16 protein-coding genes are annotated in these 21,556 nt (G+C 64.8%); 7 read left to right on the forward strand and 9 right to left on the reverse strand.

Features of this window, described 5'->3' with window-relative positions; all coding sequences use genetic code 11:
• Positions 1-10: 10 nt before the first annotated feature.
• Positions 11-1,465, forward strand: coding sequence for a TrkH family potassium uptake protein (locus AC13HB_RS09835; RefSeq protein ID WP_482949572.1), 1,455 nt, complete (start codon positions 11-13; stop codon positions 1,463-1,465).
• Positions 1,466-1,471: 6 nt separating this feature from the next.
• On the opposite strand, the gene AC13HB_RS09840 is transcribed toward AC13HB_RS09835, so the two are convergent.
• From AC13HB_RS09840 to AC13HB_RS09850, 3 genes are all read right to left on the reverse strand, one after another.
• A complete protein-coding gene (locus tag AC13HB_RS09840; protein ID WP_482949573.1) occupies positions 1,472-2,401 on the reverse strand; it encodes an Hsp33 family molecular chaperone in 930 nt (309 codons plus the stop codon).
• A gap of 31 nt (positions 2,402-2,432) precedes the next feature.
• The gene (locus AC13HB_RS09845) at positions 2,433-3,620 is read right to left on the reverse strand and encodes an acetylornithine transaminase (protein ID WP_482949574.1); all 1,188 of its coding nucleotides are present in this window, start codon (positions 3,618-3,620) and stop codon (positions 2,433-2,435) included.
• An 80-nt stretch (positions 3,621-3,700) separates the two neighbouring features.
• Positions 3,701-4,513 carry an ABC transporter permease gene (locus AC13HB_RS09850; RefSeq protein ID WP_482949575.1) on the reverse strand — a complete coding sequence of 271 codons (813 nt, stop codon included), beginning with the start codon at positions 4,511-4,513 and terminating at the stop codon, positions 3,701-3,703.
• Positions 4,514-4,719: 206 nt separating this feature from the next.
• Here AC13HB_RS09850 and AC13HB_RS09855 point away from each other — a divergent pair, with 206 nt between their 5' ends.
• Positions 4,720-5,259, forward strand: coding sequence for a GcrA family cell cycle regulator (locus AC13HB_RS09855; RefSeq protein ID WP_482949576.1), 540 nt, complete (start codon positions 4,720-4,722; stop codon positions 5,257-5,259).
• Between the two features lie 179 nt (positions 5,260-5,438).
• On the forward strand, positions 5,439-5,813 hold the full coding sequence (locus AC13HB_RS09860; protein WP_482949577.1) for a TM2 domain-containing protein: 375 nt from the start codon (positions 5,439-5,441) through the stop codon (positions 5,811-5,813).
• A gap of 85 nt (positions 5,814-5,898) precedes the next feature.
• Here AC13HB_RS09860 and phoB read toward each other — a convergent pair whose 3' ends face one another.
• The 6 genes from phoB to AC13HB_RS09890 all read right to left on the reverse strand — a co-directional run bounded on the left by phoB (position 5,899) and on the right by AC13HB_RS09890 (position 13,146).
• Complete coding sequence (gene phoB / locus AC13HB_RS09865; protein WP_482949578.1) at positions 5,899-6,591, reverse strand: phosphate regulon transcriptional regulator PhoB; 693 nt, start codon at positions 6,589-6,591, stop codon at positions 5,899-5,901.
• A gap of 23 nt (positions 6,592-6,614) precedes the next feature.
• On the reverse strand, positions 6,615-7,310 hold the full coding sequence (phoU, locus tag AC13HB_RS09870) for a phosphate signaling complex protein PhoU (RefSeq protein ID WP_482949579.1): 696 nt from the start codon (positions 7,308-7,310) through the stop codon (positions 6,615-6,617).
• 32 nt (positions 7,311-7,342) lie between these two features.
• The gene (gene pstB, locus AC13HB_RS09875; protein ID WP_482949718.1) at positions 7,343-8,152 is read right to left on the reverse strand and encodes a phosphate ABC transporter ATP-binding protein PstB; all 810 of its coding nucleotides are present in this window, start codon (positions 8,150-8,152) and stop codon (positions 7,343-7,345) included.
• 7 nt (positions 8,153-8,159) lie between these two features.
• Complete coding sequence (gene pstA / locus AC13HB_RS09880; RefSeq protein WP_482949580.1) at positions 8,160-9,902, reverse strand: phosphate ABC transporter permease PstA; 1,743 nt, start codon at positions 9,900-9,902, stop codon at positions 8,160-8,162.
• The gene (pstC, locus tag AC13HB_RS09885; RefSeq protein WP_482949581.1) at positions 9,895-11,595 is read right to left on the reverse strand and encodes a phosphate ABC transporter permease subunit PstC; all 1,701 of its coding nucleotides are present in this window, start codon (positions 11,593-11,595) and stop codon (positions 9,895-9,897) included. Before pstC ends, pstA begins: the two co-directional genes overlap by 8 nt.
• A gap of 150 nt (positions 11,596-11,745) precedes the next feature.
• Positions 11,746-13,146 carry a sensor histidine kinase gene (locus AC13HB_RS09890; protein ID WP_482949582.1) on the reverse strand — a complete coding sequence of 467 codons (1,401 nt, stop codon included), beginning with the start codon at positions 13,144-13,146 and terminating at the stop codon, positions 11,746-11,748.
• Positions 13,147-13,422: 276 nt separating this feature from the next.
• Between AC13HB_RS09890 and AC13HB_RS09895 the strand changes: the two genes are divergently transcribed.
• From AC13HB_RS09895 to AC13HB_RS09910, 4 genes are all read left to right on the forward strand, one after another.
• A complete protein-coding gene (locus AC13HB_RS09895; protein WP_482949583.1) occupies positions 13,423-14,823 on the forward strand; it encodes an efflux transporter outer membrane subunit in 1,401 nt (466 codons plus the stop codon).
• A 2-nt stretch (positions 14,824-14,825) separates the two neighbouring features.
• Positions 14,826-16,124 (forward strand): efflux RND transporter periplasmic adaptor subunit, encoded by a 1,299-nt coding sequence (locus AC13HB_RS09900; protein ID WP_482949584.1) that lies wholly within the window; start codon positions 14,826-14,828, stop codon positions 16,122-16,124.
• Between the two features lie 29 nt (positions 16,125-16,153).
• On the forward strand, positions 16,154-19,372 hold the full coding sequence (locus AC13HB_RS09905) for an efflux RND transporter permease subunit (RefSeq protein ID WP_482949585.1): 3,219 nt from the start codon (positions 16,154-16,156) through the stop codon (positions 19,370-19,372).
• Positions 19,373-19,444: 72 nt separating this feature from the next.
• A complete protein-coding gene (locus tag AC13HB_RS09910) occupies positions 19,445-21,511 on the forward strand; it encodes a M13 family metallopeptidase (RefSeq protein ID WP_482949586.1) in 2,067 nt (688 codons plus the stop codon).
• Positions 21,512-21,556 lie beyond the last annotated feature (45 nt).

A 21,556-nucleotide genomic window follows, 5' to 3' on the forward strand; every position in this document is an offset into this window, starting at 1 on the left:
GGAGCGGCGAATGAGCGGTTCCCTGCGCCAGGTCCTCTTCATGATCGGCATCATGGTGATGGTGCTGTCGGCCGCCATGATCGCACCGGCCATTCTCGACGCAGCCGTGGGTGAGCGTGAAAGCGCGGACGCCTTCATCGTGTCGGGCCTGATGGGGCTCTTCCTCGGTGGTGCCGTCTCCCTGGTCAATCGCGGGCCGATCACCTCGATCGAGCCGCGCGCGGCCTTCGTGTTGACGGTCGGTGCCTGGGCGGCACTCTCGCTCTGCGCCGCCGCACCGCTGCATCTGGCCGGCGAAGGGCTGAGCTGGACCGACGCGATCTTCGAGGCGGTCTCCGGCCTGACGACAACAGGTTCGACCGTCATTACCGGGCTGGACGGCAGACCGCCGGGCTTCCTTCTGTGGCGGGCTATCCTGCAATGGATCGGCGGGATCGGGATTATCGTCACTGCCATGGCCTTCTGGCCCATGCTCGGCATTGGCGGCATGCAGCTCTTCCAGCTGGAATCGAGCGACACTTCGGAAAAAGTCCTGCCGCGCGCGACCCAGATCGCTGCCAGCATCTCGCTGATCTACCTTGTCCTGACCATCGCCTGCACCACGGCCTACAGCGTCGCCGGCCTCGACCTGCTGGACTCCGTCGCGCATGCCATGACGACGGTCTCGACCGGCGGTTTCTCAACCTCGGACCTGTCGCTGGGTGCCTTCTACGACGAAGGCGCGGACATGATCGCCGTGGTTTTCATGCTGCTTGCTGCCCTGCCCTTCGGTCTTTTCATCCTCGCATCGCGGGGCAAGACGAGGCCGTTATTCCAGGATGCCCAGGTCCGCGGGTTTCTTGTCGTGATCCTGGCGACGACCGCGGTGACCGCACTGATCCTGGCGGTGACCGGGGTGCATGGCGACGGCTCCGCCTGGCGACTGGCCGCCTTCAATGTAACGTCCATCATCACCGGTACGGGCTATGCCTCCACGGATTATGGAGCCTGGGGGCCGGCTGCGCAGGCGGCCTTCTTCGTCTTCATGTTCGTCGGTGGCTGCGCCGGCTCGACGACCTGCTCCATCAAGGTCTTCCGATACCAGATCGCCGGTTCGGCGATCCGGCGCTATCTGGCACAGATGCTGCGGCCGAATGCGATCATTCCGATGCGCTATAACGGACGCCCGGTGAGTGAAACGGCCCTGCACTCGGTGCTCGGCTTCTTCTTCGCCTTTCTGGCTGTCTTCGCCATCAGCGCCACACTGCTCTCGACCATCGGGGTCGATGTCGTCACCGCCGTCTCGGGTGCCGCAGCCAGCCTTGCGAATGTCGGCCCGGGCCTGGGCGATACGATCGGGCCGGCCGGTACGTTCCAGCCCCTGCCGGATACGGCGAAATGGGTCCTGACGGCCAATATGTTCATCGGCCGCCTGGAAGTCCTGGCAGTGCTGGTATTCCTCAGCCCGCGCTTCTGGCGGGGCTAGCGCGGATCAGCGCTGACCGGCTGCGGCGGCCTCGACGTCTTCGGGCAGGAAGCGCCAGTCGCGATTGCAGTATTCGCAGGTCATGACGATCTGGCCGTCCCTGGTCATGTGCTCGCGGTCGTCCTGCGGGAAACGCGCAATCACCTCCATCAGGCGATCTTCCGTGCAGGAACAGCGGCGTTCGACCGCGGTCGGTTCGAGCAGGCGGACGCCGTCCTCGTTGAAGAGGCGATAGAGCAGCTCGCCCGCAGAGAGGTCCGGGTCCAGCAGTTCGGCATCCTCGACGGTCTCGAACAGGGCGCGGGCATGATCCCAGTCGTCCTCGGCCGAGCCGCGCGTCTCGTCCCCGGCCACCGACTGGAGCAAGGCCCCGCCGCCGCGCCATTGCGACGCCTCGCCCTTGTCCCAGATCTCGCCGACCGCGATGCGGATGCGCGTGGGCATCTGTTCGGACTGGGCGAAATAGGCTTCCGCCGCCGCCGAGAGATTCGGTCCGTCCAGGGCCACGACGCCCTGATAGCGGTCCATCTTGGCGCCCTGGTCTATGGTCATGGCGAAGGCGCCCTTGCCGAGCAATCTGTGCATGATCGCGTCGGCCGGCGGATTGTCCGCCAGTACGGCCTCGACGCGTTCGCGGTCCATCTTGGCAAAGCCGCGCACGCCTTCACCGGTGACGTATTCCGCCACGATGAAGGCGATCGGACCGTCGCCGTTCGCCTGCACGATCAGGCGCCCGTCGAACTTTAGCGAATTGCCGACGAGAGCGGCGACGATCACCGCCTCGCCGAGCAGGCGAGCGACCGGCTCGGGGTAGTCGTGCGCCGACAGGATCTTGTCGAGCGTCGTCCCGAGGCGGCTGATGCGGCCCCGTACCGTACGCCCGTCGACCTGGAATCCGGCGACGATATTGTCGTGTTCTCCGAGTGGATCGCTCACTCAACGCTCCTGGTATCGCGGCAGCGGGCCGTCAGCCCGCCTTCTCGAGCGCGCCGAGCGCCTCGTCTAGAATGTTCACCGCCTCGGCGGCATCCTCGCGCGTGATGATCAGCGGCGGCGCCATGCGGCAGACATTGTCGCCGGCCGCGCCGACGAGGAGATGGCGATCCCGTGCCAGTCCCGCAAGCTTCTTCGGGTCGAAACCTTCAGCCAGCTTCACGCCGACCAGCAGACCCTTGCCACGCACCTCGACGACCTTGTCGCCGTGGCGGTCCATCACGCCCTGCAGCTGCTGGCGCAGATAGTTGGAGACGTCGACGACGTGATCCATGAAGCCTTCGGAGGTCAGCTCGTCGAAGACGACATTGCCGACCGCCATGGCCAGCGGACCGCCGCCATAGGTCGAGCCGTGGGTTCCGACGACCATGCCCTCGGCCGCAGCCTCCGTGGCCAGGCAGGCGCCCATCGGGAAGCCGCCGCCAATGCCCTTTGCGGCCGCCATGATGTCCGGCTCGGCGCCCTCGACCCACTGGTGGGCGAAGAGCTTGCCGGTACGGCCGGCGCCGGACTGGACTTCGTCATAGACCAGCATCAGGCCGTGCTCGTCGCAGATCGCGCGCAGTCCGCGCAGGAAGCTGTCGTCCGGTGCGCGAACGCCGCCCTCGCCCTGCACCGGCTCGACGCAGATCGCCGCCGTTTCTTCGGTAACGGCGTTACGGACCGCATCGAGATCGCCGAACTCGACCTGGTCGAAGCCTTCCATCGCCGGGCCGAAACCCTCGAGATATTTCGGATTGCCGCCGGCATTGATCGCGCCATAGGTGCGGCCGTGGAAAGCGCCGGTGAAGGTGATGATGCGATAGCGCTCGGGATGGCCGTTCACGAAGTGATAGCGGCGCGCCGTCTTCAGCGCGCATTCCATCGCCTCGGCGCCGGAATTGGTGAAGAAGACCCGGTCGGCAAAGGTCGCGTCCGTCAGCTTGTCCGCCAGCTCGATACCCTTGGGCACCTTGAACATGTTGGACAGGTGCCAGAGCTTGCCGGCCTGTTCGGTCAGGGCCGCGACCGCCTTGGGATGGGCGTGACCGAGGCAGTTCACCGCGATGCCGGAGATGAAGTCCAGATAGCTGTCGCCGCCTTCGGTGAAGAGGCGAACGCCCTCACCATGGTCGAAAACGAGATCCGGCGGGGCATAGGTATCCATCATCGGGGCGGGCATCGGTATTCCTCCAGAAATGTTCTTGAAACCGCCCCGTGACCCGGAGCAGCGTCCCTGACTTCCCGTCTAGGCCGACCGGATCAGCTCTTCAAGCGCCAGCCTGAGGCGAGCAGCAGGTAGCACGCCGCCGCCAGCACGAGATTGATCGCAGCGACGGCGATGACACCGATCGTCAGATTGCCGTCGGCCACGCCAATGAAGCCGTAGCGGAAGCCGTCGATCATGTAGAAGAAGGGATTGAAATGGCTGATCAGCTGGATCGTCTCGGGCAGCCGGCTGACCGAGTAGAAGGTGCCCGACAGGAAGGTAAGCGGCGTGATGACGAAGGTCGTCACGGCGGCCATGTGGTCGAACTTCTCCGCCCAGAGCCCGCCGATGACGCCGATCATGCCGAGCATGGCGGCCGCCATGAAGCCGAAATAGAGTACCGCCCACCAATGCTGCGGGGCCACGTCGATGAAGGGGATGAGCGTGACCGCAGTGACCAGCGCGACCAGCAGTCCGCGGGTCATGGCGCCACCGATGAAAGCGATCGCCAGTTCCAGCGCCGAGAGCGGCGGCATCAGGAAATCCACCATATTGCCCTGTACCTTGGACACCAGGATCGAGGAGCCCGAATTGGCGAAGGCATTGTTCAGAAGGCCCATCAGGATCAGGCCGGGCGCGAGGAATTCGGCGAAGGGTACGCCATGCACATCCGGGCGCGCAGAGCCGATCGCCACGGCAAATACGGTCATGTAAAGCAGTGTCGTCGCGACGGGTGCGAGCACCGTCTGCATGACGACCTTGAGGAAACGCCGCACTTCCTTCTTGTACAGTGTCCAGAGGCCCAACCAATTGATTGTGCTAAATTTTCTGGGTCCGTTAAGAGTGGTTAAGTGTCCGTTACTCATATCGAATTACCCTTAATTTCCCGGTAACCATCTTCGTTAACGATTGCCCTGGCAAGCGAGCTTTCCACAGGTAACACCATAACCCGATCTTGTGGCGATGCTCTGCTCGGGTACAATATATGGTGTAATTAAACATGCATTGAGATGCCTCGGCTTTACCATCATCTAGATGTGGTACCGGCGCATCCCAGACGGGAGACAGGGCGATGGCTTGGACTGACGAACGCGTCGAAGAACTCAAGAAACTCTGGTCCGAAGGCCTGAGCGCGAGTCAGATTGCCAAACAGTTGGGTGGTGTGACGCGGAATGCCGTGATTGGCAAGGTCCACCGCCTGGGACTTTCAGGCCGGGCCACGCCTTCGCGTCCGGCACGCCGCACGGTTAAGCCGTCGCGGCCGCGCACCACAACGAACGCCTCAAGCCCGGCCACGGCACGCGCCACGTCTCCGGCCCGTCCGGCTGCGAGCACGCCCGCACCGACGACGGCTCCGGTCGAGCCCGCCGTCCTGCCGTCCGGCGAGTTCGCGACCGTGCTCACCCTGCGCGACAGCATGTGCAAATGGCCGATCGGCGATCCGGCCCAGGCCGAGTTCCGCTTCTGCGGCCGCAAGACCGATGCCGGCCACGCCTATTGCGACGCCCACTCGGACATGGCCTACCAGCCGAGCCAGCGCCGCCGCCGCCGCACCTCGGACGCCAGCGCCGCGCTCGACGCCATCGCCGCGACGCGCCGCTATAATTTCTAGGACTGCAAGAGTGTCCAGCCCCGGCACCCTTACCCATCCATAGCCGGGCCGAGTAGACGACCGCCTCTCCGGAGGCGGTCGTTTTCGTTCCGGCGGTATTCCGGTCGCCTCATTCCCGATTGACGCTCCGGCCGCTCCACCGGACATTGCAGCCAGCCATCGTTTCCGGGGGACCCGACATGAACCAGCAATCCTACACACTCGAGCTCATGCAGATCGTGGGCAATGTGCCGGCGGAAAGCCGCAACAGTTTCATCACCGCCTTCCAGGCTTCCGAGAAAAACCCGGTCGTGCTTTACGGCTTCAACATCTGGCTGGGCTGGCTCGGGATCGACCGCTTCCTCGTCGGGGATGTGGTCGCAGGCATTCTCAAACTCCTCACCGTGGGCGGTTTCGGGATCTGGGTTTTGATCGACTATTTCCTCATCGGCGGACGTGCGAGAGAGAAGAACATCCGCCTCGCCCGCCAGATGGCCGAAAGCTTCAAGCGCCCGTCCATCGACGCAGCGCCTGCCGCCGCGCCGGCGGTGCCGGCCGCCCCGTCCGAGGACTGATCCCGGGCCTCACGCGGGCACAGCAAAGCGCGGCGCCCCTGTCCGGAGCGCCGCGTCTTTCGTTCAAACGTGTATGAGGCTGCCGCTAACCGGCGCTGACATCGAAGGCATAACCCGCCGAGCGGACGGTACGGATCGGATCGCGGTCCTGTTTGTCGTTCAGCGCCTTGCGCAGACGGCCGACATGGACGTCCACCGTGCGCGCTTCGACATAGACGTCCGATCCCCAGACGGCGTCGAGCAGCTGCTCGCGCGAGAAGACGCGGCCGGGATGCTGCATCAGATAGTCCAGGAGCCGGAATTCCGTCGGACCGAGATGGATGTCGCGATCGCCGCGTTTCACGCGGTGCGCCACCCGGTCCATGGTGATATCGCCGGCTTCCATCACATCGTCGGTAAGGCCCGGGCGGATACGGCGGAGCACGGCGCGAATGCGCGCGAAAAGCTCGGTCATGGAGAAGGGTTTGACGACATAGTCGTCGGCGCCCGTGTCGAGACCGCGCACGCGATCAGTTTCCTCGCCACGTGCCGTCAGCATGATGATCGGCACATTCGCCGTTTCCTGGCGGCCGCGGAGACGGCGGCACACCTCGATGCCGGAAACTCTCGGCAGCATCCAGTCGACGAGCACGAGATCCGGCGTCGCCTCCTCGGCCTGCATCAGTGCGTCCTCGCCATCCCCGGCCACAGCGACCTGATAGCCTTCCTTCTCCAGATTGTACTGGAGCAGCGTGGCCAGCGCGTCCTCATCTTCGACAACCAGTACATGCGGTTTCATCTGTGCGGCTCCCTGTCGAAATCTCAGTTCGAGGACGAAGCTTCCACCGTCGCTTCAAGATGCGAGGCGGTGACCATGTAGTGGACGGCTTCGGCAATATTGGTGGCGTGGTCGCCGATACGCTCGAGATTTTTGGCAACGAACAGGATGTGCACGCCCGGCCCCACGAGGTCGGAGTCTTCCGTCATCGCCAGCAGCATGTCGCGAACCAGCGCGTTATAGCGTTCGTCGACCTCGTCGTCGGACCGCCAGACACGGATCGCCGGCTCCACATCGGCACGGGAAAGCGCATCGAGCACTTCGTGCAATTGCTTGAATACCAGCTGGCCGAGGCGCTCCACCTGCTGCGTCAGCGCGAGCGGCGCATATTCGGTCAGGTCCTTGGCGCGATAGGCGATATTCTTGGCCAGATCGCCGACCCGTTCGAGGTCGTTTGCGATCTTCAGTGCGCCGACGGTGAGACGCAGATCGGTGGCCAGAGGCTGCCGCAGGGCGAACAGGCGGATCACGCGCTTCTCGACATCGACCTCGAGCGCATTGACCAGCTTCTCGCGCTGGCGGACATCGGCCGCGATCGAGGCGTCGCGACGGACCACGGCGGCGATGGCCTGCTCCAGCTGGGTCTCCACGAGACCGCCCATGCGGGCGAGCTCATTGGCCAGCTCGTCGAGCTCCTCGCCATAGGCGGTGACGATATGTTCGGTCTTGGAAAGCGCCATTTCTGGCCCTCCTCTTCAGACGATCGCGGCCGCTAGCCGAACCGTCCCGTGATGTAATCCTGCGTGCGCTTGTCACGCGGATTGGTGAAAATCTCTTCGGTCGGCCCCGACTCGACGAGCGAACCCATGTGGAAGAAGGCGGTCTTCTGCGACACGCGCGCGGCCTGCTGCATGGAGTGGGTGACGATGATGATGCAGTAATTCTCGCGGAGCTCGTCGATCAGCTCCTCGATCTTCGCCGTGGCGATCGGATCGAGCGCCGAGCACGGTTCGTCCATGAGGATGACTTCCGGATTGACCGCTATGGCGCGGGCGATGACGAGACGCTGCTGCTGGCCGCCGGACAGGGACGTGCCCGGATGGGTCAGGCGGTCCGAAACCTCTTCCCACAGACCCGCCTTCTTCAGCGAGCGCTCGACGATGCCGTCCAGGTCCTCGCGCGTCGGCGCCAGGCCGTGGATGCGCGGACCGTAGGCGATATTGTCATAGATCGATTTCGGGAACGGGTTCGGCTTCTGGAACACCATGCCCACGCTGGCGCGCAGCACGACCGGATCGACCGACTTGTCGTTGATCTCGCGGCCGTCGATCTTGATCGAACCCTCGACGCGTGCGCCCTCGATCGTGTCGTTCATGCGATTGACGCAACGCAGGAAGGTCGACTTGCCGCAACCGGACGGACCGATGAAGGCGGTCACGCTCCGGTCGGGAATGTCGATCGAGACATGGCCGAGCGCCAGCTTGCCGTCATAGGAGACGTTCACATCGCTCGCGACGACTTTCGGATCCGCTTCCGGCTCGCTTCCGGCCTCGAAGCCGGCGATCTGGTCTTCGGTATCCATCATGAAACTACCATCTCCGTTCGAAACGGCGGCGCAGATAGATGGCCAGGGCATTGAACCCGATCATCAGCGCCAGAAGAATGAGAATGGCGGCTGCGGTGCGGGCCTCGAAGGCGCGCTCGGCCGCATCCGACCACAGGAAAATCTGCACCGGCATCACGGTTGCCGGTTCGGTAAAGCCTTCCAGCCCCAGAGTCGGGGCGTCAGCGATGAAGGCGACCATGCCGATCAGAAGCAGCGGCGCCGTCTCGCCCAGTGCCTGGGCCAGACCGATGATCGAACCGGTCAGGATGCCCGGCGCGGCCAGCGGCAGGACATGGTGGAAGACGGTCTGCGTCTTCGATGCGCCGATCGCGAGTGCCGCCTGGCGGATCGACTGCGGCACCGCCTTGAGTGCGGCGCGCGTGGCGATGATCACCGTCGGCAGCGTCATCAGCGAAAGCACCAGACCGCCGACCAAGGGCGCCGATCGCGGCAGACCGAAGGCGTTGAGGAAGACGGCCAGGCCCAGCAGACCGAAGACGATGGACGGCACGGCGGCAAGATTGTTGATATTCACCTCGATCAGGTCCGTGAAGCGGTTCTTCGGCGCGTATTCCTCAAGATAGAGCGCAGTGAAAACCCCGATCGGCACCGAAAGCAGGATCGTCACGATCATGGTCAGGATCGAGCCGAACAGCGCGCCCTTGACACCGGCCAGCTCCGGCTCCCGGCTGTCGGCATTGGCGAAGAGATAGGTGTTGAAGCCTCTGCTGATCACACCGCGATCGACCAGAACACGCGTCCAGACGATGACCTGGTCGCTCACACGGCGGCGGCTTTCCGGCGTGTCGATCACATAGATCGACCAGTCGCCGGCACTGATCGACGTCGACGCCGTATCGCCGTACATCGCCTCGCCCGTCGCCAGGCCACCATCGGCAGCGATCCCGGACAGTTTGATGGTGACGCCGTCGAAGTCCACGAAAACGCTCGGGAGCGCGTCGGTCAGCTCGATCATGTCCTGCGCGGCAGCCGCTTCCAGCGTTTCCGCCTGGGCTTCGGCGCGGGCTGCAAGTTCGAGCGCACGCTCGGCGTCCTCCGGCGAAAGGCCGTCGGCCCGGCTGCGCTGATCCTCGGCCTGACGGAGGCGCATGCGTGCCTCGGCTCGCAGAACCTCGCGCGCATCCTCGGCGACACTGGCGAAGCCCCGCCCCGCGGATTGCAGCTGCCATCCCGTCTCGCCCTCCGCGATCTGCAGCGTGCCCGTGGTCTCGAGTTCGCGATCCTCGACGAGATCGCCGGTCAGGTAGAGATCGAGATCGTCCGCCAGCGGCATCACGAAGTCATAGCGCGTCCCGACAAGTCCCGGATCCCCGAGGACCTTGTCCATCAGGCGCGTCGAATTGAGAGAGGTATAGAGGCTGAAAAGATTGCGCAGATCGCGGCGGGCGGTGACGTCCGGAAACTGCTCGCGCATGGCGTTCTGCAGCACCCGGCTATAGGAACCGCGGCGCAGCGACGCCTCGCTGCCGTCTCCTTGCGGATCGACGAGGTCTTCCTCGAGCTCGACCGGCAGCGTGATCTGGTTGACCGCGAAGGCGGAAATGCCCTGAGAGAAGATGGAGGTCAGCAGAATGGCCAGAATCCCGACTGCCGTCGCAACGGCCGTCACACCGGCGATACGGAAGCGCCGTTCCGCGCGATAGCGCTTGGCGAGGCGGCGCTCGACCGCGGCGCGGATCGTCGAGGTGTCAGAGCGATCAGTCATACTTTTCCCGGTATCTCTGGACCACGCGCAGGGCGATCACATTCATGATCAGGGTCACGACGAAGAGCACGAGGCCCAGTGCAAAGGCGGACAGCGTCTTGACGCTGTCGAACTCGGTATCCCCGGTCAGAAGGGCGACGATCTGGACGGTCACCGTCGTCACGGATTCAAGCGGGTTGGCCGTGAGATTGGCCCCCTGCCCCGCCGCCATGACGACGATCATGGTCTCGCCGACGGCCCGGCTGACCGCCAGCAGGACAGCCCCGACGATGCCCGGCAGGGCGGCCGGCAGGACAACGCCCGTAATCGTCTCGGACTTGGTGGCCCCCATCGCATAGGCCCCGTCACGCAGGGATTGCGGCACCGCATTGATGACGTCGTCGCTGAGCGAGGAAATGAAGGGAATGATCATGACGCCCATGACCAGACCTGCCGACAGGGCGCTCTGGGTCACGACGTCTTCCACGCCGAGCGCGCCGAAGAGCGCGCGGATGGCCGGCCCGACGACCAGCAGCGCGAAGAAGCCGTAGACGACGGTCGGAATGCCCGCGAGGATTTCCATCAGGGGCTTGGCCGTCGCCCGGAAACGCGGTCCGGCATATTCGGACAGGTAGATCGCCGAGAAGAGCCCGATCGGCACGGCGACCAGCATGGCAATGGCGGTGATCATCGCAGTGCCCGCGAAAAGCGGTACAGCGCCGAAGGCGCCGGACTGGCCGACCTGGTCTTCGCGGATCGCGATCTGCGGGCTCCACTGCAGGCCGAACAGGAATTCCGTGATCGGCACGCTCGAGAAGAAACGCAGGCTTTCGAACAGGAGCGAGAAGACGATGCCGACCGTCGTCAGGATCGCTATCACCGACGACAGGAGCAGCATGGCCGTCACCAGGCGCTCGACCTGGTCGCGGGCCCGGAATTGCGGTTTGACGAAGCTGCGGGTCCGCAACAGGCCCAGAACCGCGAGCGTCAGGGCAAGGCCCGCCGTGATGAAGCGCAGCCGGTTCTCGTGCGTAAGGACCGTCGCCGCCGCGGCCCGGCGCTCGGCGGTGTCCTCGCTCGGCAGCTCGCCCGCCGCCAGGCTTCGGGCATCGGCCAGCAGGAGCTGGCGCCGTTCGCGCGGCGCGAAGGCGAGGTCGAACCCGACCAGCTCGCGGCGCGACACACCGGCCTCGACAGCGTCCGTACGCGTTTCCAACACGATGGCGTCATGGCGGTCGATGACGGCCTGTTCGGCTGCCGTACGCTGATCGAGACGCTCACTTCGCGCCTCGTTCAGCGCTTCCAGCCGCTCAGGGTCACGTCCCTCGCCGCGCGCATTCTGGAGGCGCGCCCGCTCCTCGTCGATCGCGTCGACGGCCTCGACGAGCCGTTCGGCATCGCTCTGCAGAGTGAGGTAATCGGTATCCGTCGCCAGCCGCTCCTCGGCCTGCTCGATCAGGGCAGACGCCTCGCCGGTCAGTTCCGAATAGGTCAGCCGCTCGACGATCTGTCCGCCGAAAACGCCGTAGGCGGCGAGCAGGAGAAAGGCCGGAAGACCCGTCCAGATGGCAATGAAATAGCCGTGATAATTGGGCAGGGAGTGAAGGTCCGCCGTATCGCCGGTCACCGCCGCGATCGCCCGCGACCGGCCGACATAGAATCCGCCCGCGAGCATGACGAGAATGATGAGTGCCACGATAGCGATGACAGACATTCAGCTCAGCCTTTCGGCCCGATCCGGCGGGCGCCTTGCGACTTCGGTTGCGCGATCGGCGGGACCGCTCGGCGGCTCCCGTTTATGACAACTCGGCTACACTTTTGTGACAGCGGGCGCGAAGTCTGCAGGTGCGCCCGAAATACTTTATCAAGCGATTGTTTCTTCGTCGCTTTTTGAGTCAGCTGCTGCGAGCGGCAAAAACACGGAAAAGATCGACCCGGCGCCCGGAGCGCTCTCGACGGCGAAACCGCCCCGATGGCGATTCACGATATGTTTGACGATGGCGAGGCCCAGGCCTGTGCCTTCTTTGGGCCCGCTTTTCTGGCCATCGACCCGGTAGAAACGCTCGGACAGGCGCGACAGGTTTCCGCGCTCGATACCCTGGCCTGTGTCCCGGACCCGCAGGAGCGCATAGCGTTCGCCCGGTTCTGTCGTCGGGGCCGCCAGCGTCAACCGGTTCGCACCCTCGCAGAAAACCGGCCCCGGGCGTTCGGCCGCATCGCGCGTCAGGCCGGTCTGCAGGCTGATGGCGACGTCTGCGCCCTCGGGCGAATACTTGATGGCGTTCTCGACGAGATTCATCACCACTTCGGTCAGCTGATCCCGGTCGCCGGTCGCCTCAGCGGCTTCCGGCATATCCAGGTCGAGCGTGATGGTCCGCTCCTCGAGCTGCGGGCGCAGAAATGCCGCCACATCCTCCACGATCGCAACCAGGTCTGCCCGACCGCCCGGCGGTACGTGTTCGTCCATTTCGACCCGAGACAGGGACAGGAGGTCGTTGATCAGACGCTGCATGCGCTCTGTCTGGTCGACCATGATGCCGAGGAATCGGTCGCGTGCTTCAGGATCGTCCTTGGCGTGTCCGCGAAGCGTCTCGATGAAGCCCGCCAGCGAAGCCAGGGGCGTGCGCAGTTCGTGGCTGGCATTGGCGAGGAAGTCCGCCCGCATCCGGTCAGCACGCTTGATCGAGGTCTCGTCGGTGAGCACCAGCATGGCGCGCGCCGGTTCTCCCGGACCGGCAGCGGCGGCGATCGGCGTCACATGCGCGCGCACATGGCTCTCGACCGGAGCCATGAGCGAATACTCCACGGGCTCGACCGACCGTCCGCGAAGTGCGTTGCCCACGGCCTCGAGCACGCTGGGCTGACGCATGACGGCGGAGAGATAGCCGGTGGCGTCGTCGAGGCCGAGGAATTCCATGGCCGCCGGATTGGCTCGCTCGATCCGCCCGCCCGGCCCGATCAGGAGAATGGCGATCGGCAGACCGTCCAGCATCTGCTTGGCCGTGACCGCGCCATCTTCCGCGGTAACGGGCGCCTCGGCCTCTCCCTCGGGAAGCGCCGGCGGGTTCAGTGTCGTGCTCACGGTGAGATAATAGAAGGTGGACAGCGCCGCCACCGTCGCGATCGCGACGACCGTTTCCAGGAAGCCGAGCTCTCCGAACAGCCAGAACAAGAGCAGCACCATACTGCCAAGTGCGGCCACGGCGGCCGTATCGCGGCGCCGGATGCGAATGGAAGTCTGAACGTCGGACCGGTCCGTTTTCACTGCGTGCTCGTACTATCCGCGATGGGGAGAAACAGCCCACCTAACCAATCGGTAAGTGCCACAAGGCTCCGCGGTGTTCTATCGCATGTTTGCCGGTCGCGCGACGCCACCGGGCCAGTTATCTGTGGGGAATTCGGGACGTGCATCTCGAAAATCGAGAGAGTTTTCATGCCATTCGCTAATGATTTAGTGTTTTTCGATAAATTTATGTTGACTCTCGCTATGCCGCGTCTAGGATGCCCGGACATTGGAAAGCAGGACGTGCGGGGACAACGCATGCGAAAATCTTTGTTAGTCGTTGCGACAGCGCTCGCGACAGCCTCATGCGCCGGCGTCCCGGCGTTCCAGCCCGGCGAGGTCCTCCCCGACACGCCGGCCGGCTGGACGTCCGCTCCGGACATGGTCGGCAGCCAGGCCGAACCGGACTGGGTCGCCGCACTGGAGGACGGTCATCTCACGGCCTTGGTGGACGAGGCGTTCCGCGCCAATCCCAGCCTGGCCCAGTCGCTCGCCCGCTACCGGGCGGCACGGGCCGGCGCGCGGATTGCCGGCGCCGATCGTCTGCCCTCGCTGAACGCGGGTCTGGACTATACCCGGACCGAGCCGAACGGCGGATCGGGCAGCAACAGCTTCGGTCTCGGCCTGTCTTCTTCCTGGGAAGTGGATCTGTGGGGCCGCGTCGCCGACGGCGCCAATGCCGCCAGCCTCGATGCGGAAGCCGCAGCGGGGGATCTGGATGCCTCGCGGCTCTCCATCGCCGGTCTGGTCGCGAAAGGCTGGTTCGCCCTCATCGAAGCTCACCTGCAGACGGATCTTGCGATTCGCGACGTGGAAACGCGCCAGGATGCGCTGAACCTCACCGAGCGCCGTTTTGCGCGCGGCCTGGTCCGCAGCTCGGACGTGCGTACAGCCCGTAGCGCCCTGGCCTCCTCCGAGGCAGCGCTGGCCTCCCGCGAACGCGCCGAAGCCGCCGCAGCCCGCAGCCTTGAAACCCTGCTCGGCCGCTATCCCGGCGGTGCCATGGAACCGGTCGCCGACTTCCCGGAGATCGACGTGCTGGCCGGCATCGGAAGCCCGGAAGACCTGCTGGTCCGACGTCCCGACGTCCGCGCCGCCGAGCGCCGTCTGATCGCCGCCGGCCTGCGCGCCGATGCAGCCCGCAAGGCCCTCTTCCCGAGCCTCTCCCTGAGCGGCGGAAGCGGAACGGGCGGCCCGGACTTCGAAGATGTCCTCGATACCGATAGTCTGGTATCGAGCGTTACGGCTTCACTGTTCGGCCCGATCTTCAATGGCGGCAGCTTGCGCGCCCAACGCGACCAGGCCCAGGCCAATGCCGAACTTCAGGTCGCGTCCTACGTGTCCACGGTTCTGGGCGCCTGGCAGGAGGCAGAGAACGCCATCCATGCCGACGCCCTTCTGAGCCAGCGTGTCGACAGCCTCGAGCGTGCCTATATCGAGGCGGCCGAAGCCGAGGATCTCGTGATCCGGCAGTATTCCAGCGGCGTATCGACGATCTTCGATCTTCTCAACGCCCAGAGCCGACGCATCAGCGCCGAAAGCCAGTATATTTCGGCGCGTCGCGATCGTGCGACAAACCGCGTCGACCTTTATCTCGCCATCGCCGGCGATTTCTCCGCGGCCCAGTCCGCAGACCCGGCCGCGCCTACAGGAGAATAGTCATGCAACTCGTGGGACGTTTCATCATCATCGGCGGCGCCGTGCTTCTTGTCGGCTTCGTCCTGTTCACGATCTTCGCATCGAAACCCGAGCCCCAGCGTGCCAATGCCGCGCCGCGGCCCGTCGCGGTCTTCGTCAGCGAAACGCAGCGCGACACGATCCATCTGACCGTGAACTCGCAAGGCGAGGCCCGGCCGCGCACGCAGATCAATCTGGTGCCGCAGGTGGCCGGTCGCATCACCTATGTGAACCCGGACTTCATCGAAGGCGGCTTCTTCGAGGCCGGCGAAACCCTGATCCAGATCGAGGATGCCGACTACCGCCTCGCCGTGACCCGGGCATCTGCCCAGGTTGCCCAGGCCGAACAGGCCCTGGCGCGCGAACAGGCGGAATCCGAGCTGGCCGCCCGCGAGTGGGAAGAACTGGGCGAAGGCGAAGCCTCCTCCCTGACCCTGCGCGAACCGCAACTGGCAGAAGCCCGCGCCCAGCTGGCCGCGGCCCAGGCCTCGCTGCAATCGGCCCGCCTGGACCTCCAGCGCACCCGCGTCTCCGCGCCCTTCACCGGTCGCGTCCGCTCCAAGAATGCCGATCTCGGCCAGTATGTCGCTCCGGGCGCCAATCTCGGCGAGGTCTTCTCGACCGACACCGTTCTGGTGCGCCTGCCGCTGACCGACCACGAACTCGGTCTGCTGGGCATACCGGTCGCCTTCGAGGCCAATGACGTGACCGACGCCATCCCGGTGACGCTGAGCGCAAGGCTGGCCGGTCAGATGCACTCCTGGCAAGGACACATCACGCGTACCGACAGCGCCATCGATCCGCAGACCCGCGTGCTCTATGCCATCGCCGAAGTCGAGGACCCGTACGGTGCCGCCGCCGAGGGCGGTGCGCCGCTCGCGGTCGGCCTGTTCGTCGATGCCGAAATTCGCGGCCGCGAGGTCGAGGGCGCCTTCATCCTTCCGCGCTCCGCGCTGCGCGGCCAGAACAGCGTCCTGGTCGCCGAGGAAGGCGGCACGCTCTCCGTGCGCACGGTTGAGGTCATCAACTCCACGCCGGACCGCGTCGTCATCTCCGGCGGCGTACGGGGCGGCGAGCTCGTCGTGACCTCGCCGATCCGCGGCGCCAGCGACGGCATGCGCATCCAGACCTTCGGCAATGACGGCGAACTCATGGCCGCCTACTCCGCCACCTATGACGAGTCTCCCGAGGGCGAGGACGCCGAGGACGGCGAAGAAGGCCTCGCCGAAACTGAAACGGAATCCGGCGAATCCGACAGCGAAGCTGTCACGAGCGCCGGCTGATCTGATCGACCGCAAGTAAGGAGGCGGCGATGACCGACCCGAACACGACACACGACGAAGCGCCGCGCAGCGGCATCATCAGCTGGTGGGCCCGCAACTCCGTTGCCGCCAACCTGATCATGATCATCGCCGTATTCGGCGGGTTCTTCGGTTACAAATCGCTCAACCGCGAAGTCTTCCCCAGTGTCGCCATCAACGGCGCCAACATCTCGGTCGCCTGGCCGGGTGCCTCGCCCCAGGAGGTCGAGGAGCAGATCATCGTCCGTATCGAGGAAGCGCTGACCGACATGGATGGCATCGAGACCATCACCTCGACGGCGCGCGAAGGCGGCGGCTCGATCAATGTCGAAGGCAAGCGGAGCGTCGATGTCGGTGAATTCATCGACAACATCAAACTCGAGGTCGACTCGGTCAACAACCTCCCGCAATCGGCCTTCCGGCCGGTCGTTACGCCCTGGCGTTCACAGGACCAGGTCGTCGGCTTCGCCATTCACGGCAATGTCGACCGCCGCGAACTGCAGCAGTTCGGGCGCGAGATTCGCGACGAGGTGGCACAGCTTCCCGGTGCCTCGATCGTCAATGTCTGGGCGACGCGTAACGAAGAGGTCTCGATCGAGGTTTCCGAAGCCAATCTGCGCCGCTACGACCTCACCTTCGACGAGATCGTGCGCGCCGTCCGCGCCAGCTCGCTGAACGCTTCTGCGGGCAGCGTGCGAACCGATCTGGGCGATGTGAACATCACCTCGCGCCAGCTCGCGGATACGGCCCCGGAATTCGAGAACATCATCATCCGCCAGACATCCGACGGCGGCACACTGCGGGTGCGTGACATCGCACAGGTCACGGACGGCTTCGTCGACTTCAACCTGGAAGCCACCTATGACGGCGAGCCGATGGTGCTCGTGGTTGTCGTGACCTCCCCCAATATCGACGTGGTGGAAACCTCGGCAGCCGTGCGCGACTATATCGAGCGCAAGCAGTCGGACGTGCCCGAAGGCGTCACGCTCTCGCTTTGGTGGGACAGTTCGGAAATGTACACGGCGCGGATGGAGACCATCTCCAATTCGGCCCTGTTCGGCGGCATTCTCGTGCTGATCGTGCTCTTCCTCTTCCTGCGCCCCATCGTGGCCTTCTGGGTGACGGTCGGCATTTTCGTCGCCTTCGGCGGTGCCTTCCTGCTGCTGCCGGCGCTCGGCGTCACGCTGAACATGCTGTCGCTCTTCGCCTTCCTGCTGGTGATCGGTATCGTCGTCGACGATGCCATCGTGGTGGGCGAAAACATCTATGACAGGGTTGAACGGGGCGAACCGGGCCTGACGGCTTCGATCGTCGGCACGCAGATGGTCGCCAAACCGGTCATCTTCGCGGTCATCACCACGATCATGATGTTCTCGCCCTGGATGCTGCTCAGCGGGCCGGAAGTGCAGTTCACCCGACAGATCTCGCTCGTCGTGATCGCCGCCCTGGCCTTCTCGCTGATCGAGTCCCTGCTCATCCTGCCAGCGCACCTCTCGCACATGAAGCCGCAGTCCAACAAAGGCCTGTTCGGTCCGCTGATCGCGGTGCAACGCGCCATTGCCGGCACGCTGGTCTGGTTTGCGCGAAATGTTTACCGGCCGGTCGCCAAGGCGGCGATCCTGAACCGCTATGCCACGCTGGTCGTCTTCGTCGGCATCTTCGCGGCCTCGATCGCGCTGATGATGACCAATCGCGTCGGCTCGGTCTTCATGCCGCAGATCGAGAACGACATGATCCAGGTCAATATCCAGCTGGCCGAGGGCACGCCCTGGAACCGGACCGAACAGGTCCGCCAGCAGCTCGACGAGGCGCAGCGCCTGACCCTGGAGCATTACCGTGAGGAATTCCCGGGCGAGATCGACATGCTCCACAACCGGTCGACCCTGGCCACGGACGGTCGCATCCGCGCCTGGATCCGCCTGGCCGATCCGGAAGTGCGTCCGGGCGGTCTGCCGACCTCGACGGTCGCCCAGACGATCCGGGAGTATCTGGGTCCGATACCGGACGCGGAGGAGGTTCGCCTCGACTCCACCATCAATGATGGCGGCAATTCGATGCGCTTCGCCCTTTCCGGCCAGAATCTGGCGGAGTTGCGGGAGGCGGCCGACGATCTGAAGTCCCAGCTTCGCAGCTATGACACGCTCTACGACGTCGTCGACTCCATGCAGACCTCGACCGAGGAGCTCCAGTTCAGCTTGCGCCCGAACGCGCAAGGTCTGGGTCTGACCCTGCAGGACGTCACCCGTCAGGTCCGCCAGGCCTTCTATGGCGAGGAGGTCCAGCGCCTGCCCCGCGAAGGCCAGGACGTGCGCGTCATGGTTCGCTGGGACCAGGAATCGCGCCAGTCGCTCGACTCGCTGCGCGAGGTCCGCATCCGCACCTCGGACGGTCGGGAAGTCCCGCTGTCGACCGTCGCGGAAGCCGAGTTCGCACCGGGCCTGAACCGGATCAACCGCCGCAACGGCATGCGCACCATCACGGTGAGTGCCGAACTGTCGGACCCGGCGGCCCGCGGCGAAATCACGGAGAGCCTGAACGCGGACTATTTCCCGACCTTTGAACAGCGCTTCCCGCACACCTCGCGTGACGAAATCGGCCAGGCCGAGGGCGAACGCGAATTCATGCAGGAAGTCATGGGCCTGCTCCTGCTGGCACTGGTCTCGATGTACCTGCTGCTGGCGGTGGCCTTCAAATCCTACTTCCAGCCCATCGCGATCATGATCGCCATCCCGTTCTCTCTGACCGGGGCGATCTTCGGACACATGCTGTTCGACATGCCGATCGCGCTGTTCTCCTACTTCGGCGTCGGCGCGGCCGCGGGGGTCGTCATCAACGACAACCTCGTCCTGCTCGACTTCGTGAACCGGCTGCGCGCCAACGGCGTGGGTGCCTTCCAGGCCCTGATCGACGCCGGCGTACAGCGCTTCCGCCCGATCCTGCTGACCTCGGTCACCACCTTTCTCGGGATTTTCCCGATGATGGCGGAACGCTCGACCCAGGCGGAATTCCTGAAGCCGATGGTCGTCGCTCTGGGCTTCGCGGTCGTCTTCGCTCTCTTCCTGACCCTGCTTCTGGTACCGGCCATGTACGCCATCGGCGTCGACGTGGCCCGCTTCTTCCGGATGCTGTGGACGGGCAAGAAGCAGCCGCCGCTCGGCGCCCACTACGCGGACACCGATTTCGCGCACGGCGAATATGCGGGTCACCTGAAAGGTTCGCCCGCCGAATAGCCAAACAACGCCCCGCACGCTATGCCGTGCGGGGCGTTTTACGTTTCCGAACTACTCCAGGGGGTTGATCACATGAAAAAGCTATTGATGAGCACGGCCGTGCTGGCCTTGCTCGCAGCCTGCGACCAGGCGTCCGTTCCTGCCGGCAATGAGGCCGACACTACCAGCCACGTCACCACCGCCAGCGCCGATATCGGCGAATGGGGTTTCGACATGGAAGGCATGGACCAGGCGGTCGTGCCGGGCAATGACTTCTACCGCTATGCCAACGGCACCTGGCTGGACAATACCGAGATTCCGGCCGACCGGTCGAACTACGGCATGTTCACCGAGCTTGCCATCGAGGCCGAAGAGCACGTCCAGGACATCATCCTGACGCTCACCGCCGAGGATGCCGAAGACGGCTCCGTCGAGCAGCAGGTCGGCGATCTGTACGGGTCCTGGATGGACACGGAGACGGTCGAACAGCGTGGTCTCGCACCGGCACAGCCCTATCTCGAGGAAATCGCGGCCGCTCAGACGCACGCCGACATCGAAGGGCTCTTCGCCACCATCCATCACCAGTCGCCTTACGGCGTCGGCATTATTCCCGACCCGGCGGACACGACGCGCTACACGGTCTTCGTGGGGCAGGCCGGTCTCGGCCTGCCGGATCGCGACTACTATCTCGAAGAAGACAATGCCCGTTACGTCGAGGCCTATCGTGCGTTCATCACGCAGATCTTCGACCTGGCCGGCATCGAGGGCGGCGCCGAGAAGGCGGACGCCATCATCGCGCTCGAGACGAGCCTCGCCGAGGTTCACTGGAGCCAGGCCGACAGCCGCGACATCAACAAGATCTACAATCCGATGCCGATCGACCAGCTCGACACGCTGGCGCCGCAATTCGACTTCCCGGCGGGCATGGAGCAGCTGGGTCTGGACGGCGTCGCCACCTATCTCGTCGCGCAGCCGAGCGCCATCGAGGGTGCGGCAACGATCTTCGAGGATACTTCGGTGGATACCTGGAAGGATTATATGACCTTCCACTTCCTGCGTTCGAATGCCAGCCGCCTTCCGGCTGCCTTCGACGAAGCCAGTTTCGAACTCTACGGCCGCACGCTGAACGGCACCGAGGAACAACGCCCGCGTGATCGCCGCGGCGTCAATCTCGTCGGCGGACAGCTCGGCGAGGCCGTCGGCCAGGTCTATGTCGAGCGTCACTTCCCGGCCTCCTCAAAGGAAGCCATGGAAGGCCTCGTCGCCAATCTGGTCGCGGCCTTCGAGGAACGCCTGAACAGCCTGGACTGGATGGATGAGGAAACGCGGGCCAATGCGCTGCGCAAACTGTCCACTTTCGAGCCGCGCATCGGCTATCCGGACGAGTGGCGCGACTATTCCGCGCTCGAGGTCCAGTCCGACGACCTGTTCGGGAATATGATGCGTCTCGCCGAATTCAACTGGAACGACCAGGTCGAAGACCTTGCCGGACCGGTCGATCGCGGCGAATGGCCCTATCCGCCGCAGACGGTGAACGCCTCCTACAACCCGCTGATGAACCAGATCACCTTCCCGGCGGGCATCCTGCAGGCGCCCTTCTTTGATCCGAATGCCGACGCGGCGATCAATTACGGCGCCATCGGCGCGGTGATCGGTCACGAAATCGGCCACGGCTTCGACGACCAGGGCCGCCGCTTCGACCATGACGGCTCGATCCGCGACTGGTGGACCGAAGAGACGAATGAGCGTTTCGAGGAGCGCGCCGACCGTCTCGGTGCCCAGTATGATACCTACTCGCCGGTCGAGGGCCGCTTCGTGAACGGCGAGTTCACGATGGGCGAGAATATCGGCGATCTCGGTGGCTTGCAGATGGCCTACACCGCCTATCACCGTTACCTCGACGAGTGCTGCGGCGGCGAGGCGCCGGTCATCGACGGCTTTACCGGCGACCAGCGCTTCTTCCTGGCCTGGGCCCAGGTCTGGCGCCGTCTCTATCGCGAGGACAATCTCATTGCCCGCCTGACGACGGACCCGCACAGCCCGTCCCAGTACCGGACCAATGGCGTCGTCCGCAATCTGGACGCCTGGTACGAGGCCTTCGGGGTGACCGAAGAACACGACCTCTACCTGCCGCCGGAAGAGCGCGTGAAAATCTGGTAGCGCAAACCGCTTCCGAAACCAGAACGGCCCGGCGAAGATCGCCGG

Source organism: Maricaulis sp. B-26 (assembly GCF_056857855.1).